This window comes from Agrobacterium sp. AGB01 (genome assembly GCF_014851585.1).
Classification (GTDB): Bacteria; Pseudomonadota; Alphaproteobacteria; order Rhizobiales; family Rhizobiaceae; genus Agrobacterium.
In genome coordinates this window covers 361,687-377,274 of sequence record NZ_JACVAB010000006.1, presented here as the reverse complement: position 1 = coordinate 377,274, position 15,588 = coordinate 361,687, and the positions used below count along the sequence as shown (strand labels likewise).

The following is a 15,588-nucleotide window of genomic DNA, read 5'->3' as shown; positions in this document are numbered from 1 at the left end:
GAACAAACCAGCCATAAAAGCCAATCTATCGTGATTTCTCCAAAACGAAGCAGTCCGTCGCTAGCAGCGCCGCCGCCCTCGTTCAGTGAGCGGACTTATAAATCTAACCTCCCAAACAAGTCAACAGGGGGAATGTAAAAAAATTGTCATTTTTTCATCCCGCTGATTCTAAACAATAATTTCTGTAACCCAATCAAAATACAACAAAATCAATCCCAACAACAAAAATGACCGAACTAACAAACAAATCTAAGAGGGGAATCACGTATATAAAGGGACAAAAGCCCCTCACCCAGCCCAATGACTGCGCTGTATCTTCACCAGCACACTTGAATCTGTGGGCCTGCTGTTTAAGAGCATAGTGCAACAAAGAGGCTGACGAGCGAGATCAAGTGAGATGCCCCTCCCCCATGCCGGAAAGTTGCCGGACCTACCGGTGAGCCATGTCCTACCGCAAATTGCGTTAGCGCTTGATGCTGGACGGCGTGCAATACTCTCAGCACCACCGGGCGCCGGTAAAACGACATTGGTGCCGCTTTATCTTCTCGATCAGAGTTGGACGAAGAACGGCAAGATCATTCTATTGGAGCCTAGGCGACTGGCGGCACGGGCGGCGGCGGCACGAATGGCATCTATATTGGGAGAAGAGGTCGGCGAAACCGTTGGTTACCGCATGCGGCTCGATAACCGCATAAGCGACCGCACTCGCGTCGAAGTCGTCACGGAAGGCGTGTTCAGTCGCATAGTGCTCGACGATCCCGAACTTCCCGATGTCGCCGCAATAGTGTTTGATGAATTTCATGAACGTTCGCTCGATGGCGATTTCGGGTTGGCACTGGCACTGGATGTGCAAGCCGGGTTGCGCGATGACCTGCGTATTCTCGTCATGTCAGCAACACTCGATGTCGAGAAGGTTAGTGCCCTACTGGGCAATGCCCCGACAATTGAGAGCATGGGCCGCAGTTACCCTATCGACATCCATTATGATGAACGGACGACGCTTGATCGTGTAGAAGATAGGATGGCACGGGCAATCATTGAAGCCCACGCCAGTAACGCCGGTTCGATATTGGCCTTCTTGCCGGGGCAAGCGGAAATCACGCGCACTACCGAGCGGCTGCAAGGCAGGTTTGATCCCGATACATCTATCATACCCCTCTACGGTAACCTGTCACAGAAAGAGCAAGACGCCGCCATTCGTCCGGCAGATCCAGGCAAACGCAAGATCGTGCTGGCAACATCGATTGCAGAGACGTCTATCACCATTGATGGTGTGCGTATTGTCATTGATAGTGGATTGCAGCGCCTACCGGTCTTTGAGCCGGCAACCGGGATAACCCGGTTGGAGACACAAAGGGTATCACAAGCCTCTGCCGAACAACGTGCCGGACGCGCCGGAAGAACTGAACCGGGGATGGCCATCCGCTTATGGCACCCAGGCCAGACGGCAGCCCTGCCGGCCTTTACGCCACCACAAATTCTGTCCAGCGACCTTACCGGATTGGCACTCGATCTGGCCCATTGGGGCGTCGCAGATCCGAACACATTACCCTTTATCGACCAGCCGCCGGTAGTTGCGCTGGCTGAGGCACGGTCCTTGCTGCAGAAACTCGGAGCATTGGATGCGGGTTACGGTATTACCGCACAGGGCAAGATCATGCGAGGCCTTGCATTGCCACCTCGTTTGGCCGCGATGGCCGTTCACGCAGCAAGACAGGGAGACGCTGAACAGGCGTGTCTGCTGGCCGTACTTTTAACTGAGCAAGGGCTTGGTGGTCAGGACATAGATCTAGAAGAACGTTTGCGACGTTTCCGGTTTGAAAAAGGAAACCGGGCAGAAGCGGCGCGCAAACTGGCAAACCGCATTGCAAAGTCACTGACGAAGATGACGGCCGGGGCTGGCGAGAAGTCCAAGGTACGGCCGATTGCCGGTCAACTTCTCCTGCATGCCTTTCCCGACCGCATTGCTTTCCAGCGTGGGGCGCGCGGGCGTTATGTCATGGCGAATGGTCGTGGCGGTGAACTTGGTGAAACCGAGCAACTAGCCGGCCAGCAAATGCTTGTCGTAACCGATATAACAGGACGAGCGGCTCAGCCACGTATTCTGTCCGCAGCTGCAGTGTCCCGTGCAGATATAGAGAGCGAAATGCCGGGTATTGTCGCGCAGGAAGACCAGTTTTTCCTCGACAGACAAAGTGGTCAGGTGCGCGCCCGCAAAGTAACGCGCATCGGCGCTATCATTCTTGACGAGACCCCGCTACCGCGCCCAACCGGGGAGAAAGCTGCCAAGGCTATGGCGCAAGGCATTCGGGAGCGTGGATTGTCGCTGCTTGGCTTCAGCAAAGAAGCACAGCAATTGCGCCACCGTATCGGGTTCCTGCACCGTACACTGGGTGAACCATGGCCGGATATGAGCGATGACGCTCTACTTTCGCGGCTTGAAGACTGGTTTGTACCCTTTCAGAGCGACTGCAAAGGTCTTTCCGACGTCAAACCCGGGACGTTGTTTGACGGGTTGATGTCACTTCTACCGCATGGGTTGGACCGCGACCTTCCAAGACTTGCGCCAACCCATTTCGAAGCTCCTACGGGTCAACGACATCAGGTACATTATGACGGTGAAGAGCCATTGCTGGTCATACGTGTGCAGGAATTGTTTGGCCTCAAGACACACCCTGCCGTTGCAGGCGGCAAATTACCACTCCTGTTGGAATTGACCTCGCCTGCGCACCGCCCCATACAGACGACACGCGACCTACCGGGGTTCTGGTCCGGTTCGTGGAGAGATGTACGCGCTGACATGCGTGGCCGTTACCCGCGACACCCTTGGCCAGAAAATCCCGCAGATGCCGCGCCGACCAACCGCGCAAAGCCACGCGGCACCTGATCACGTGTCGCAAGACCTGTGTCCTCCCGGTCGGCACCAAGAGTTTTGACCGCTATGCCCGCGACAAGACAATAAAGTCTAACGTGAATAGCATGAAGGAGACTGGCATGGCCGTTCAGCCAATCGAAAATACCCAGCTTGACCGGTTCAGCCGCCAGATACGTCTGCAAACCATTGTGCGTTTACGCTGGCTAGCAGTAGCCGGGCAGAGTGCAACACTGCTGCTGGTGGAATTGGTGCTGAAGTTCCCGCTGCCTTTGGTGCCGTGCATCCTTCTTGTCGCAGCACTGGCGGCCGCCAACCTTGTCCTGACCGCCCGCTTCCCATCGACACACCGACTTGAGCCGCGTTCGGCCACCTTGCTACTTGCCTTTGACCTTCTGCAGCTGACAGCGCTTCTTTATATCACAGGCGGCCTTTCCAACCCGTTCAGCCCGCTAATTTCCGTTCCGGTTATCATTGCATTTGCATCGCAGCCTCTACGTTATTCGCAAGTGCTATTGGGTGTCGCACTTGCCTGCTCGGCAATTATTGCATTCTCCCCCTATCCCGTGCCTTGGTATCCGGGTGAGCCATTGCCGATCCAACCGATCATGCAGGTCGGCATGTGGTGCTCGATCATTGCCATGATGTTGTTTACCGCCTTCTACGCCTACCGGGTTTCCAATGAAGCCAATCAGCTTGCCAATGCACTAGCGGCCACGGAACTGGTGCTGGAACGCGAAAAACATCTGTCGCAGCTTGATGGCCTTGCTGCGGCCGCAGCCCACGAATTGGGCACACCACTTGCCACGATTAGTGTGGTCGCGAAGGAAATGGAACGCGAGCTTGGCAAGGATGAGCGGTTTGGCGAGGATGTCTCGCTGCTGCGCAGCCAAAGCGAACGTTGCCGTGACATTCTGAAGCGGCTGACTTCCCTTTCTGCTGACGGCGAGGAACATATGCGTCGGCTGCCTCTCTCCTCGTTGATGGAGGAGGTGATCGCGCCGCACCGCGAGTTTGGCATCAAGATCAATCTGGTCGACATCAATGGACGGGCTGGAGAGCCTGTCGGAGCCCGTAACGCTGGCATACTGTACGGCCTGGGCAATCTGATCGAAAACGCCGTCGACTACGCCAGCAAATCGGTGATCATCACTGTTGAACACAACGCCCAGCAGGTGCGCATTACCATTGAAGATGATGGCCAGGGTTACGCCCCGGACATTCTGGTGCGTATCGGCGATCCCTATGTGACCAAACGCCAGAACATGGCGCGCGCTGGCGGACTGGGCCTCGGGCTTTTTATTGCCAAAACACTACTGGAACGCTCCGGCGCGACGCTGACATTCGAAAACCGATCCGACACGACAGGCGCACGCGTCAAAGTGGTTTGGCCCCGCAGCATCATGGACGACATCAGGGCGAAATGACTTTACGCCAAGGCCGCTAAGGGCCATAACAATTATCACCTATAAAGACAGAAATAGCCGGGAGGCCGGGGCATGAGCAACGAAACCCAAACCACAGCGTTAAGTGGCGCAGACCAACCAACAGAAGACCATATCGGGCCTGACAAGACCCTGCTGATCGTTGATGATGACGGTCCGTTTTTGCGCCGTCTGGCACGCGCCATGGAAACAAGAGGATTTGTTGTCGATACAGCCGAGACGGTCAGTGAAGGCATTGCCAAGTCGAAGATCATGCCACCGAAATACGCGGTGGTCGATTTGCGCCTGACGGATGGCAATGGTCTGGAAGTCATCGAAGCCATTCGTCAGAACCGCGACGACACGCAGATCGTCGTGCTGACAGGTTATGGCAACATTGCCACCGCTGTTACCGCCGTTAAGCTGGGTGCACTGGATTACCTGGCAAAACCTGCCGATGCTGATGACGTCTTCAATGCGTTGACGCAGCGTGCCGGTGAGAAAAAGGAACTACCGGAAAACCCGATGTCTGCGGACCGAGTACGCTGGGAGCACATTCAGCGCGTCTACGAGATGTGCGAACGCAACGTGTCGGAAACAGCCCGTCGTTTGAATATGCACCGCCGCACCCTGCAGCGCATCCTCGCCAAAAGAGCGCCCAAGTAAGGACGCTGACCGGTCATTCCCCGAAGGTTTGACCGGTTTGCCATTCGGCGAGCATCAAGCGGCGCGCCGCCGTTCTTGAGAAGTCGAGAGTGATCGCCTTGCGCCGCGCCGGTACCAGCTTGTGTTCCGGTGCCTCGCGCAACGTATGCGCTGAGTAGCCGTCCGAGACAATCAGACCACAGTCCGGTGGAAAGATATCAAGCGGCACTTCATTATGGGTTGCAAAAAACAGCCGGTCGCAAAACAAGCGATATTCCGGCCATTTGCGATCAACACGAAAATCTTCAATCGATGATTTGATCTCGATGATCCAGATTTCGCCTTTCATGGACAGGCTGATCAAGTCCGCACGTCGGCCATTGGCTAGCGGCAATTCCGGCAATACGGCGTGGCGCATCTCATGCAGCAAACGCTGCACGCCACGTCGCACCAGCATCGCCTTTTCAGACTGCCGCCCGTCGACCAGCGGGTTACCGGCACCAAATGAAACGATGGTCATATCCAAAGCCCTGTGAAATGTTGCAAAAAGGCCATCCCGTCACAATTAATCGCTGCATAGCGTGATGCTGCAACGCAATGCCTTGCAAAGCCCAGTCTAATGGAAAATAAGCTGCTGACAAAGGTGGTTCAACCTTCCCCATCACCAGCGTCATTTTCCGCGAGAACATCATGCGCATTCGCACTATTTTGACTGCATTCGGTCTGACAGCAACACTTGCCATAACCGGTTGTGCTTCTACCAGTTCTGAAGTTTCGAAGAACGAGGCTGCTCCGGTAGCAGCCCCTGCCCGCGTTGAAACCGTTCAGATTTTCAACGATGTTTATGGTCCGGTCACCGACGCCGGTTACGCACTTCCAGCAATTCCGATCGAGCGTGTGAACGAGAAGTTCCGCCGCCAGATCGTTGAGTTCCAGACACAGGAAAAGCCGGGCACGATCATCGTCAACACCCGCGAGCGCTACCTGTATTACGTCATGTCCGGCAATCGCGCCGTTCGTTACGGCATTGGCGTTGGCAAGCAGGGTTTTGCATGGGCAGGCGAAGCCTATGTTGCCTGGAAGCAGGAATGGCCAATGTGGCACCCGCCAAAGGAAATGGCCGTTCGCAAACCTGATATCGCCCAGTACGTCGAAAAGGGCATGGGTCCTGGTCTCAGAAACCCGCTCGGCGCACGCGCCATGTACCTGTTTAACGAAAAGGGTCAGGACACACTGTTTCGTATCCATGGTTCGCCAGAATGGGCTTCCATCGGCACGGCTGCGTCCTCCGGCTGCATCCGTATGATCAATCAGGATGTGATCGATCTTTACAGCCGTGTTCGTCCAGGCCGTACCTCCAAGGTTATCGTGATCCAGTAAGGTCACGCAGACGATCAAAATCACAAAAGCCGCCGGAGAACCTCCTGGCGGCTTTTTTGTTTGCTCAGATGTTCTGCTGTCGCCTGGCGCTCAAAGCAAGCCAGAATAACAGGGCGGACAGGCTGAATAGCGCGCCCAGCATCGATACGCCCGTCCAGCCAAATTGGGCATAGGCGGTGGTTGACGAGATGGCTCCTACTGCACTTCCTGTCGAATAGAACACCATGTAACCGCCAACCAACCGGCTGCTCGCATCTGGGCGAGCCGTAAAGATCACACTCTGATTGGTCACATGGACTGCTTGAATTGCGAAATCAAGCAACACCACGCCAACCACAAAAAGCGGCAAAGACGCGGGCAAAAGGCCGACCAGCAACCATGAAAGGCTGAGCAAAAGGAGCGACACGCCCGTTACCCGGTTAGCATGACCACGATCGGCAAGATATCCGGCGCCACTGGCAGCAAGTGCACCTGCCAAGCCAGCAATGCCAAACAGCCCTATGGTGGTGTGTGATAGCGAAAAAGGAGTAGCACTCAGTGGCAACACCATTGCCGTCCATAAGGTGCTAAAACTTGCAAAAATGAGAAAGGCCAGGATGCCCCGTTCCCGCAAAATGTGCTCTCGCAGAAACAATGCTGGTATGGATTTTACGATTGCCCAATAACTGCCTGTCCCTACGGTGGGCGGCGTTCCACGCGGCAGGATACGGGCAAGCAGCAGACCCATGATCAGCATCAAAATTGCGGACACCATATAAACGGTGCGCCAGCCGCCGAAATCAGCGAGTACACCGGAGACAAACCGGGCAGCAAGAATACCTATCACCACCCCGCCCGTCACAAGGCCAATGGCGTGTCCCTGTTGCTGGGGAGCCGCCAACGTCGCGGTAAAAGCCACGATGACCTGCACGACGACCGCAAGAAGCCCGACACTGATCATTCCGACGAAGAGAATGATGACATGCTGGGCTGTTGCAACAATCGTCAATGCTACCGCGGACAGAAGGATTTGGAAGATGATAAGCTTACGGCGGTCGAACAGATCACCCGCCGGCACGATCAGCAGAAGCCCTGCGACGTAACCGACATGCGTCAGTGTGACGACAAGTCCAATTGATGCGGGCTCAATGCCAAAGTCAGCCGCTATGACATCGAGCAATGGCTGAGCATAATAGATATTCGCGACACTGAGACCACAGGTCAGAGCAAAGATCATAATGATCCAACCAGACAGGCTGGCTGGTTGCGGGCTTTGAACGTGTGGTGCATCGGGGTGGAATGGGGCAAGATTGACTGGCGTATCCATGATACATGTTTCCTTTGTAGTCTCATAACAAGACCACTTGCTACATTCGCATTCCAGTTCTATTTTAGAACTAGATATCCGCCGTGAAGCGCATTAACGTGGAACAAAGCCGATGAAACGAAAGAGTTTTCGGGAAGCCGAGTGTCCGGTCGCGCGGACGCTGGATGCGATCGGTGACTGGTGGTCCTTGCTCATCATTCGCGATGCATTTGATGGCATTAGTCGATTCAGCCAGTTTCAGCAGAACCTCGGTATTGCCAAGGGTATGCTGACAACGCGGTTGCGCGATCTTGTTGAGGCGGGCGTACTGGCGCTGGCCCCAGCCTCTGATGGCAGTGCCTATCAGGAATATGTGCTGACCGAAAAAGGGCGACGACTTTTTCTTGTTATTGTCTCGTTGCGACAATGGGGTGAAGACCACCTCTACCAAGCTGACGAACCCCGCTCCACACTGGTGGAGACCAATACAAATCATCCGGTTTCGCGGCTGGAATTGTCCTCTTTATCGGGGAAAAAGCTTGCCTGGGAAGAAACACGGGTCGTTGCAGCCCAGCGCCGCAGTTCATGACAATGTCTGTCACGACGCTGTCTCGCCTCGTGACAGACCTACGGGAATATATCAGCCTGCCAGCTTTGCCTTCAACTCCCGGCGACGGCGGTGCAGAACCGGTTCAGTATAACCATTTGGCTGCGTACGGCCCTCCAGCACCAGTTCCAGTGCTGCCTGGAAAGCAACGGAATCGTGAAAATTTCCGGCCATCGGTGTGTACGCAGCATCGCCAGCATTCTGACCATCGACCACAGATGCCATTCGCTGGAGTGTTTCAACGATCTGCTGACGACTGGCGATACCGTGATGCAGCCAGTTTGCCATATGTTGCGCGGATATACGCAGGGTTGCGCGGTCTTCCATCAATCCGACATTGTTGATGTCTGGTACCTTGGAGCAACCAACACCCTGATCGACCCAACGTACAACGTAGCCCAAAATTCCCTGGGCGTTGTTATCCAGTTCGCGCTGGATGTCTTCAGCAGACCAGTTTGGACGGCTGGCGACCGGTACCGAGAGAATGTCTCCGAGCTTGGCGCGCGGACGGCTCTTCAGCTCCTGCTGGACGGCGGCAACATCGATCTTGTGGTAATGGGTTGCGTGGAGTGTCGCCGCAGTCGGTGAAGGTACCCAAGCGGTGTTGGCGCCAGCCTTTGGATGAGCGATCTTCTGCTCCAGCATCGCGGCCATCAGGTCCGGCATGGCCCACATGCCCTTGCCGATCTGCGCATGGCCGGACAATCCACATTCCAGACCGATGTCGACATTCCAGTTTTCGTAGGCTGCAATCCAGGCCGCCTGCTTCATGTCGCCCTTGCGGATCATTGGACCCGCTTCCATGGAGGTGTGCATTTCGTCGCCAGTGCGATCAAGGAAACCGGTATTGATGAACACAACACGGTCCTTCGCTGTGCGAATGCACTCCTTGAGATTGACCGTGGTGCGGCGCTCCTCATCCATAATGCCCATTTTCATGGTGTTGGGTTTCATGCCAACCAAAACCTCAACACGCGTGAAGATCTCGCAGGCGAACGCCACTTCTTCAGGACCATGCATTTTGGGCTTCACGACATACATCGAACCGGCACGCGAGTTCTTGTAGCGACCACCGGGGCCAATGTCATAAAGCGCGATCAAAGCAGTGATGACACCATCCATGATGCCTTCAGGCACCTCGTTACCGTTACGGTCAAAAATTGCCGGGTTCGTCATGAGGTGGCCGACATTGCGGATCAACATCAGCGAACGACCGGGTAGCGTCAGTGCTGAACCATCAGGGGCCGTGTAGTCACGATCGGGGTTCAGCGTGCGCGTAAATGTCTTGCCTGCCTTGGTCACGCTTTCCTTGAGATCACCGCGCATCAAGCCCAGCCAGTTACGATAGACCTCGACCTTGTCAGCAGCATCCACAGCGGCGATGGAATCTTCGCAGTCCATGATGGTTGTCAGCGCCGATTCGGCAATCACATCCGAAATGCTGGCAGCATCGCTTTTGCCAATCGCAGTTGTTGGGTCGATGACAATTTCGACATGCAAACCATGATTGGCCAGCAGAATAGCGGAAGCCTGCGCCGCCTCCCCTTTGTAGCCGGCAAACTGTGTAGGATTTTTGAGGCCTGTCACACCACTGGATGAGGCGATTTCCAATATTCCGTTGTTGACCCGCAGGGCGTTGATAGCGGTCCAGTCACCATCAACAAGCGGAAACGCGTCATTGAGAAATGCTCGTACCCACGCAATGACCTTGTCACCGCGCTTGGGATTATAGCCTTCGGTCTTTTCGGCACCGTCGGTTTCAGGAATGGCATCCGTGCCATAAAGCGCGTCGTACAGCGAACCCCAGCGGGCATTGGCAGCATTCAGCGCGTAACGGGCATTCATGACCGGAACGACCAACTGCGGGCCAGCGATCTGCGCGATTTCCAGATCAACATTATCAGTAGAGATGGTGAAGGCACCGCCCTCCGGCTGGATGTAACCGATATCGCGCAGAAACTGCTCGTAGACAGCAAGATCAACAGGTGCACCGTTCTGCCGGTACCAGTCATCCAGTTTAGCCTGAAACGCATCACGCTTTTCCAACAGAGCGCGATTCTTCGGCGAAAGGTCGTGCACGATTTCGGAAAAACCGGCAAAAAACGCATCGGCATCAAGCCCGGTTTCAGGCAGGACTTCTGTGGTCAGAAAGTCATACAGCTTTGCGTCTACAGATAGTCCGTGCTTTTCAACGAAGGTCATACAGGCTCTCCAAAACTTCTGGTGTTTGGGTGCCACATTGCCAGCAGGATATTTTTAGTCAATCACACAAAAGTAAGAAGGATCTGTTCCGTCTGGGAACAAATCCTTCAAGATCAATCACAAAATATGCCGTTGGGCAGATCTACGCCTGATGGCTTACAGCAATTTTTTGAGGTCTTCGATGCGGTCGTTGACCAGCCAGCCGTAATAGTTTTCCTCCGGCCAGGCTGGCCCCTCACCTGCGGCAGCACGGGCGCGATTGCGCGCGGCCAAAGCCCCGGCACGCTGTGTGGAGCCACCGACATTATAGAGCGTCGATGTCAGACCGGGATTGTCAGAAATATCCATGTTTGCAATGGACTTGTAATCGTCAATCGATTTACGGATCGACGCAGCCATGAAGGCGAGCGAGCGGTCAGGATCCATAATTGCCTTGTAAACCGCCGCAGCATCATTTTCATCCAGCTTTTCATAGCCAGACGTCTTGGAAACCATGTCAGTCAGCATCAGAGCTGTCAGGGGGTTCATCTGGCCCAGACCAAAGGTCTGGCCTGCATAAAATGGCTGGAAAAATACCGCGCTGAAACGATTGTCCGGATAGGATTTTCCACCGACCTTGCGGCCACGGAAGCTTTTTTCCCAGACATTTTCCCGGCACGACCAAAGACGGTAAGCATCCGAGTTTGAAGAACAGTTGGCAAATTCAGGTTTTGCGATGAACTGAGCAATGGTTTCATCTTCATAACCGAAGCGGAAACTGCTGCCAGCGTAAGATGCCGCCTTGACGTAATAGGACTGCAAGCGGTCGTAGGCGTCGACATTATAGGTATGTTCACCGACAATCGCACCGATCATGTGGATGGGGTCTATGCCGTAGCGACCGGCTGTCGATTTGATCTTACCGATAAGCTGCTTGTCGCTGGACAGGAGATCGATGACCTTCTGGTATTTTCTCTCGTAACTCGAATTGCTGGCTTTGGTGCGTCGTGCCGATGCACCTGGCACACCCGGCTGTTCCGCATTGCGGTTACCCGCAGGAACAAGCGTGGCAGCGTCAGCTGCTGCAGTCGAAAAAGCCGTCATCAGCAGTGCGGCGGCGAGTGTCACAATTATATGGCGCAAGACCGGATGCCTCATTCTTCCCTGAGATGCTTCCCTCTCCTCCAGAGTGGTTACATCTGCACGCTGCTCCGCAAAAGGAGTTCCCAAACAAATTCCAGCCTCCCCTTACAGAAAAGAGAGGCTGGATGTCGAGAAAAAGCGGACCATATCACCGAATATTGCAGTAACGATGGTTCTTTTTACAGAATGTAGCGGGACAGATCGGTGTCGGCGGCAATGTCGCCAACATGCTTGCGAACATAATCGCTATCGATGTTGACAGCGGAGCCGCCACGGTCCGGCGCGTTATAGGAGATGTCGTCTAGAACCCGCTCCATCACCGTTTGCAGACGACGTGCGCCGATATTCTCCACCGTTGAGTTGAGGTGAACCGCCACATCGGCCAGTGCATCAATCGCATCTTCGGAGAAATCGAGATCAAGTTCCTCCGTCTTCATCAGCGCCTTGTACTGGCGGATGAGGCTTGCCTCCGGCTCAGTCAGGATACGACGGAAATCGTCCTTGGACAGCGCCTTCAGTTCCACACGGATCGGCAGACGGCCCTGAAGTTCCGGAAGAAGATCCGACGGTTTGGCCACATGGAATGCGCCCGACGCGATGAACAGGATATGGTCGGTTTTTACCGGACCATATTTGGTCGACACCGTGGTGCCTTCCACCAATGGCAGAAGGTCACGCTGCACGCCTTCGCGCGACACACCGGCACCCATGCCGCCATCACGCGCCGCGATCTTGTCGATTTCGTCGAGGAAGACGATACCGTCATTTTCAACAGATCGTACAGCTTCACGCTGGATGACTTCATTGTCGATCAGCTTGTCAGATTCATCACGGATCAACTCCGGATAGGATTTCGAAACGGTGGTGCGGACCTTCTTCGATTTGCCGCCCATAGCCTTGCCGAACATTTCCGACAGGTTCAGAACGCCGATATTAGCGCCCGGCATGCCGGGAATGTCGAAGCCGGGCATGCCCGCTCCGCTATCGGCAATCTCGATATCGATTTCCTTGTCGTCCAGTTCACCATCACGCAGCTTCTTGCGGAAGCTTTCACGCGTGGCGGGCGATGCGGTTGTGCCGACAAGCGCGTCGAGCACACGCTCTTCGGCGCTATCGTGAGCCTTGGCCTGCACCTCGGCACGTTTCTTTTCACGAACCAGACCGATGCCAATCTCAACGAGATCGCGGATGATCTGTTCGACATCGCGGCCAACATATCCAACTTCGGTAAATTTAGTCGCTTCGACCTTGATGAACGGCGCACCGGCCAGCTTTGCAAGACGTCGGGAGATTTCCGTCTTGCCGACACCGGTCGGTCCAATCATCAGAATGTTCTTCGGCGTGACTTCGTCGCGCAGGCTCTCATCAAGCTGCTGACGACGCCACCGGTTGCGCAAGGCAATCGCTACAGCCCGTTTCGCCTCGTGTTGGCCAATGATGTAACGGTCAAGTTCCGAGACGATTTCGCGGGGAGAAAAAGTTGTCATGAATTTTACCTCACGGCTTTCGTAGCCGGATTCAGTTATCGGAATCGAGAGTTTCGATCACAAAACTATGGTTGGTATAAACGCAAATATCAGCAGCAATATCGAGCGCGCGACGAGCGATGTCTTCCGCACTCTTATCAGAATCCATCATGGCGCGTGCCGCTGCAAACGCAAAATTTCCGCCGGAACCGATGGCCATGGTGCCATGTTCCGGTTCCAGCACGTCACCATTGCCGGTGATGGCCAGTGTTATGGTCTTGTCAGCGACAATCATCATGGCTTCAAGATTACGCAGATACTTATCCGTGCGCCAGTCTTTGGCAAGCTCAACCGCAGCACGCATCAGCTGACCTGGATATTGTTCCAGTTTCTTTTCAAGTCGGTCGAGCAGCGTAAAGGCATCGGCCGTCGCACCGGCAAATCCGGCTACAACTTCACCCTTGCCGATGCGGCGGACCTTGCGGGCATTGCCCTTCATAACCGTCTGGCCGAGACTGACCTGGCCGTCACCGGCGATTACGACCTTACCGCCCTTACGAACCGTTATAATCGTTGTCATCAAACACCTGTCTACCCTCGATGGGCACGTTACAATCGGACCGACGTGGCCCTTTCCAAGGGTCTATGTAAGGAGGCTTTTGGCGATTGCAATCATGCTGACAAAGTCAACACACACCACTATATGACAAGGTGATGTAACTTCTGGATATTTGCCGTTCTTGCTGATAAGGAACGGCCATCATTTGCATGGAGCAGCCAGAATGGCAGAGCGTAAGGGTGAGATTTCCCGCAAGACCAACGAGACATCGGTATCGGTGCGCGTAAACGTCGACGGGACCGGACAATCAAAAATTTCGACTGGTGTCGGCTTTTTTGACCATATGCTGGACCAGCTTGCCCGCCATTCGCTGATCGATATGGAAATCGAGGTACAGGGTGACCTGCATATCGACGATCACCATACGGTCGAGGACACCGGCATTGCCATTGGCCAAGCCATTGCCAAGGCACTAGGTGATCGCCGCGGTATCACGCGTTACGCCTCGCTTGACCTTGCTATGGATGAAACCATGACCAAGGCGGCTGTTGATATCTCCGGGCGTCCATTCCTCGTGTGGAACGTCAATTTTTCCGCGCCGAAAATCGGCACGTTCGACACAGAGCTGGTGCGTGAGTTCTTCCAGGCGCTGGCACAGAACGCCGGTATAACCCTGCATATTCTCAATCATTATGGCGCTAACAACCATCATATCGCCGAAACATGCTTCAAGGCCGTTGCCCGCGTGCTGCGCACCGCAACGGAAATCGATCCACGGCAGGCAGGTCGCGTACCCTCTACCAAGGGCATGCTGGCCTGAATGTCTGAGCAAGCAGGAAGGCAAGACGCCTTTCAGCCGCTCTGAAATTTGTCAGGAAAGCCATGACAAGCTATCTCGTTCTTGAAGCACCCGATGGAGCCGATCCACAAGGGCTTTCTACCCGGTTCGTCGCCGACCGTTTTTCCTGGCTTGGTTTTATCGTGCCGTGGATATGGCTTGGTGCGAACCGCCTGTGGCTGTTTGCGGTCCTTGCCATTTTGCTCCAGATCCTTGCCGGTGCCCTGTCTACAGTCAGCGGATTCGAGGTCGCAGGTGCTCTCTGCGCGCTGACCCTTGCTCTGCTGACCGGTTTTGAGGGTCGAAACCTGCTTATTCGACATCTGACCGCCAAGGGTTGGGAAACTAAAGACATTATCGTCGCTCCCGATCTGGCAACTGCCGAAACCATTCATTTTTCCATGACCGCAGACGAGCCGTCGCCAGAGACGGCTGTTGTAAAACCGGAATGGAAAACCTCATCGCAGGGCGTGTCGCGTCTTGCAGACAGTGATGCAGCCGGACTGTTCCAGTTCGATTTCAGTGGAAGGCGCTGACATGCGTGTGGCAATCATCGACTACGGTTCGGGCAATCTGCGCTCGGCCACCAAGGCTTTTGAACGGGCCGCAAGTGAAGCTGGCATTGCCGCCACGATCGAACTGACTGACAAGGCAGACGTTGTGGCGAAAGCTGACCGTGTTGTGCTGCCCGGCGTCGGCGCCTACGCAGACTGTCGCGCCGGCCTCAACGCCGTTCCTGGCATGTTGGAGGCATTGAAGGACGTTGTCGAACACAGGGCACGGCCGTTTCTTGGCATCTGTGTTGGCATGCAGCTGATGTCCTCGCGCGGTCTTGAGAAAACGACCTCTGAAGGGCTTGGCTGGATCAAGGGCGACGTGGTTGAGATGACACCGGATGATAAGACCCTGAAAATTCCGCAGATCGGTTGGAATACGCTGGATGTGAAGCACCCTCACCCGTTGTTCAACGACATCAAAACCGGAAAAGACGGTCTGCATGCCTATTTCGTGCATTCCTATCATCTGGCAGCGACGAACCATGATGACGTTATTGCCACAACCAATTACGGCGGGGCGATGACTGCATTTGTTGGGCGCGATAACATGGCCGGTGCACAGTTTCACCCTGAAAAAAGCCAGACGCTTGGCCTCGCCCTTATTTCCAATTTCCTGCGCTGGAAGCCCTGA

Annotated in this window: 14 protein-coding genes; 8 read left to right on the top strand and 6 right to left on the bottom strand. The window is 54.9% G+C overall.

All coding sequences use genetic code 11. The features are described from left to right. Positions 1 to 397 precede the first annotated feature (397 nt). The 3 genes from hrpB (at position 398) to IB237_RS20880 (ending at position 4,962) form a co-directional block, all read left to right on the top strand. Positions 398 to 2,887, top strand: coding sequence for an ATP-dependent helicase HrpB (hrpB, locus tag IB237_RS20890; RefSeq protein ID WP_192490643.1), 2,490 nt, complete (start codon positions 398 to 400; stop codon positions 2,885 to 2,887). Positions 2,888 to 2,994: 107 nt separating this feature from the next. After that, entirely contained in the window at positions 2,995 to 4,299 is a 1,305-nt protein-coding gene (locus IB237_RS20885; RefSeq protein ID WP_192490642.1) for an ActS/PrrB/RegB family redox-sensitive histidine kinase, read from the top strand. Positions 4,300 to 4,371: 72 nt separating this feature from the next. Continuing rightward, positions 4,372 to 4,962: an ActR/PrrA/RegA family redox response regulator transcription factor gene (locus IB237_RS20880; RefSeq protein WP_192490641.1), complete on the top strand. Its 591-nt coding sequence runs from the start codon at positions 4,372 to 4,374 to the stop codon at positions 4,960 to 4,962. 13 nt (positions 4,963 to 4,975) lie between these two features. On the opposite strand, the gene IB237_RS20875 is transcribed toward IB237_RS20880, so the two are convergent. Next, positions 4,976 to 5,461, bottom strand: coding sequence for an MmcB family DNA repair protein (locus IB237_RS20875; protein WP_192490640.1), 486 nt, complete (start codon positions 5,459 to 5,461; stop codon positions 4,976 to 4,978). A 170-nt stretch (positions 5,462 to 5,631) separates the two neighbouring features. Between IB237_RS20875 and IB237_RS20870 the strand changes: the two genes are divergently transcribed. Continuing rightward, on the top strand, positions 5,632 to 6,321 hold the full coding sequence (locus tag IB237_RS20870; RefSeq protein ID WP_192490639.1) for a L,D-transpeptidase: 690 nt from the start codon (positions 5,632 to 5,634) through the stop codon (positions 6,319 to 6,321). Between the two features lie 64 nt (positions 6,322 to 6,385). Here IB237_RS20870 and IB237_RS20865 read toward each other — a convergent pair whose 3' ends face one another. After that, positions 6,386 to 7,537, bottom strand: coding sequence for an MFS transporter (locus IB237_RS20865; RefSeq protein ID WP_246788160.1), 1,152 nt, complete (start codon positions 7,535 to 7,537; stop codon positions 6,386 to 6,388). Between the two features lie 202 nt (positions 7,538 to 7,739). On the opposite strand from IB237_RS20865, the gene IB237_RS20860 reads away from it, so the two are divergent. After that, the gene (locus tag IB237_RS20860; RefSeq protein WP_192490637.1) at positions 7,740 to 8,195 is read left to right on the top strand and encodes a helix-turn-helix domain-containing protein; all 456 of its coding nucleotides are present in this window, start codon (positions 7,740 to 7,742) and stop codon (positions 8,193 to 8,195) included. 51 nt (positions 8,196 to 8,246) lie between these two features. On the opposite strand, the gene IB237_RS20855 is transcribed toward IB237_RS20860, so the two are convergent. The 4 genes from IB237_RS20855 to hslV all read right to left on the bottom strand — a co-directional run bounded on the left by IB237_RS20855 (position 8,247) and on the right by hslV (position 13,583). After that, positions 8,247 to 10,415 carry a malate synthase G gene (locus IB237_RS20855; RefSeq protein WP_192490636.1) on the bottom strand — a complete coding sequence of 723 codons (2,169 nt, stop codon included), beginning with the start codon at positions 10,413 to 10,415 and terminating at the stop codon, positions 8,247 to 8,249. 156 nt (positions 10,416 to 10,571) lie between these two features. Beyond that, the gene (locus IB237_RS20850; protein WP_192490635.1) at positions 10,572 to 11,537 is read right to left on the bottom strand and encodes a DUF1402 family protein; all 966 of its coding nucleotides are present in this window, start codon (positions 11,535 to 11,537) and stop codon (positions 10,572 to 10,574) included. A 179-nt stretch (positions 11,538 to 11,716) separates the two neighbouring features. Further along, the gene (gene hslU, locus IB237_RS20845; RefSeq protein ID WP_192490634.1) at positions 11,717 to 13,024 is read right to left on the bottom strand and encodes an ATP-dependent protease ATPase subunit HslU; all 1,308 of its coding nucleotides are present in this window, start codon (positions 13,022 to 13,024) and stop codon (positions 11,717 to 11,719) included. A 31-nt stretch (positions 13,025 to 13,055) separates the two neighbouring features. Further along, positions 13,056 to 13,583 carry an ATP-dependent protease subunit HslV gene (gene hslV, locus IB237_RS20840; protein ID WP_192490633.1) on the bottom strand — a complete coding sequence of 176 codons (528 nt, stop codon included), beginning with the start codon at positions 13,581 to 13,583 and terminating at the stop codon, positions 13,056 to 13,058. A gap of 202 nt (positions 13,584 to 13,785) precedes the next feature. Between hslV and hisB the strand changes: the two genes are divergently transcribed. The 3 genes from hisB to hisH all read left to right on the top strand — a co-directional run bounded on the left by hisB (position 13,786) and on the right by hisH (position 15,588). After that, a complete protein-coding gene (gene hisB / locus IB237_RS20835) occupies positions 13,786 to 14,382 on the top strand; it encodes an imidazoleglycerol-phosphate dehydratase HisB (protein WP_192490632.1) in 597 nt (198 codons plus the stop codon). Positions 14,383 to 14,444: 62 nt separating this feature from the next. Then, entirely contained in the window at positions 14,445 to 14,936 is a 492-nt protein-coding gene (locus IB237_RS20830) for a DUF2628 domain-containing protein (protein WP_192490631.1), read from the top strand. Between the two features lies 1 nt (position 14,937). After that, a complete protein-coding gene (gene hisH / locus IB237_RS20825) occupies positions 14,938 to 15,588 on the top strand; it encodes an imidazole glycerol phosphate synthase subunit HisH (RefSeq protein ID WP_192490630.1) in 651 nt (216 codons plus the stop codon).

What these genes read in the sequence shown, in the direction of transcription:
- IB237_RS20870 (WP_192490639.1), top strand. Translation starts at nt 5,632, where the DNA reads ATGCGCATTCGCACTATTTTGACTGCATTCGGTCTGACAGCAACACTT.
- IB237_RS20865 (WP_246788160.1), bottom strand. Translation starts at nt 7,537, where the DNA reads ATGATCTTTGCTCTGACCTGTGGTCTCAGTGTCGCGAATATCTATTAT.
- hisH (WP_192490630.1), top strand. Translation starts at nt 14,938, where the DNA reads ATGCGTGTGGCAATCATCGACTACGGTTCGGGCAATCTGCGCTCGGCC.
- IB237_RS20855 (WP_192490636.1), bottom strand. Translation starts at nt 10,415, where the DNA reads ATGACCTTCGTTGAAAAGCACGGACTATCTGTAGACGCAAAGCTGTAT.
- hrpB (WP_192490643.1), top strand. Translation starts at nt 398, where the DNA reads ATGCCCCTCCCCCATGCCGGAAAGTTGCCGGACCTACCGGTGAGCCAT.
- hslV (WP_192490633.1), bottom strand. Translation starts at nt 13,583, where the DNA reads ATGACAACGATTATAACGGTTCGTAAGGGCGGTAAGGTCGTAATCGCC.
- IB237_RS20830 (WP_192490631.1), top strand. Translation starts at nt 14,445, where the DNA reads ATGACAAGCTATCTCGTTCTTGAAGCACCCGATGGAGCCGATCCACAA.
- IB237_RS20875 (WP_192490640.1), bottom strand. Translation starts at nt 5,461, where the DNA reads ATGACCATCGTTTCATTTGGTGCCGGTAACCCGCTGGTCGACGGGCGG.
- hslU (WP_192490634.1), bottom strand. Translation starts at nt 13,024, where the DNA reads ATGACAACTTTTTCTCCCCGCGAAATCGTCTCGGAACTTGACCGTTAC.
- IB237_RS20880 (WP_192490641.1), top strand. Translation starts at nt 4,372, where the DNA reads ATGAGCAACGAAACCCAAACCACAGCGTTAAGTGGCGCAGACCAACCA.
- IB237_RS20860 (WP_192490637.1), top strand. Translation starts at nt 7,740, where the DNA reads ATGAAACGAAAGAGTTTTCGGGAAGCCGAGTGTCCGGTCGCGCGGACG.
- hisB (WP_192490632.1), top strand. Translation starts at nt 13,786, where the DNA reads ATGGCAGAGCGTAAGGGTGAGATTTCCCGCAAGACCAACGAGACATCG.
- IB237_RS20885 (WP_192490642.1), top strand. Translation starts at nt 2,995, where the DNA reads ATGGCCGTTCAGCCAATCGAAAATACCCAGCTTGACCGGTTCAGCCGC.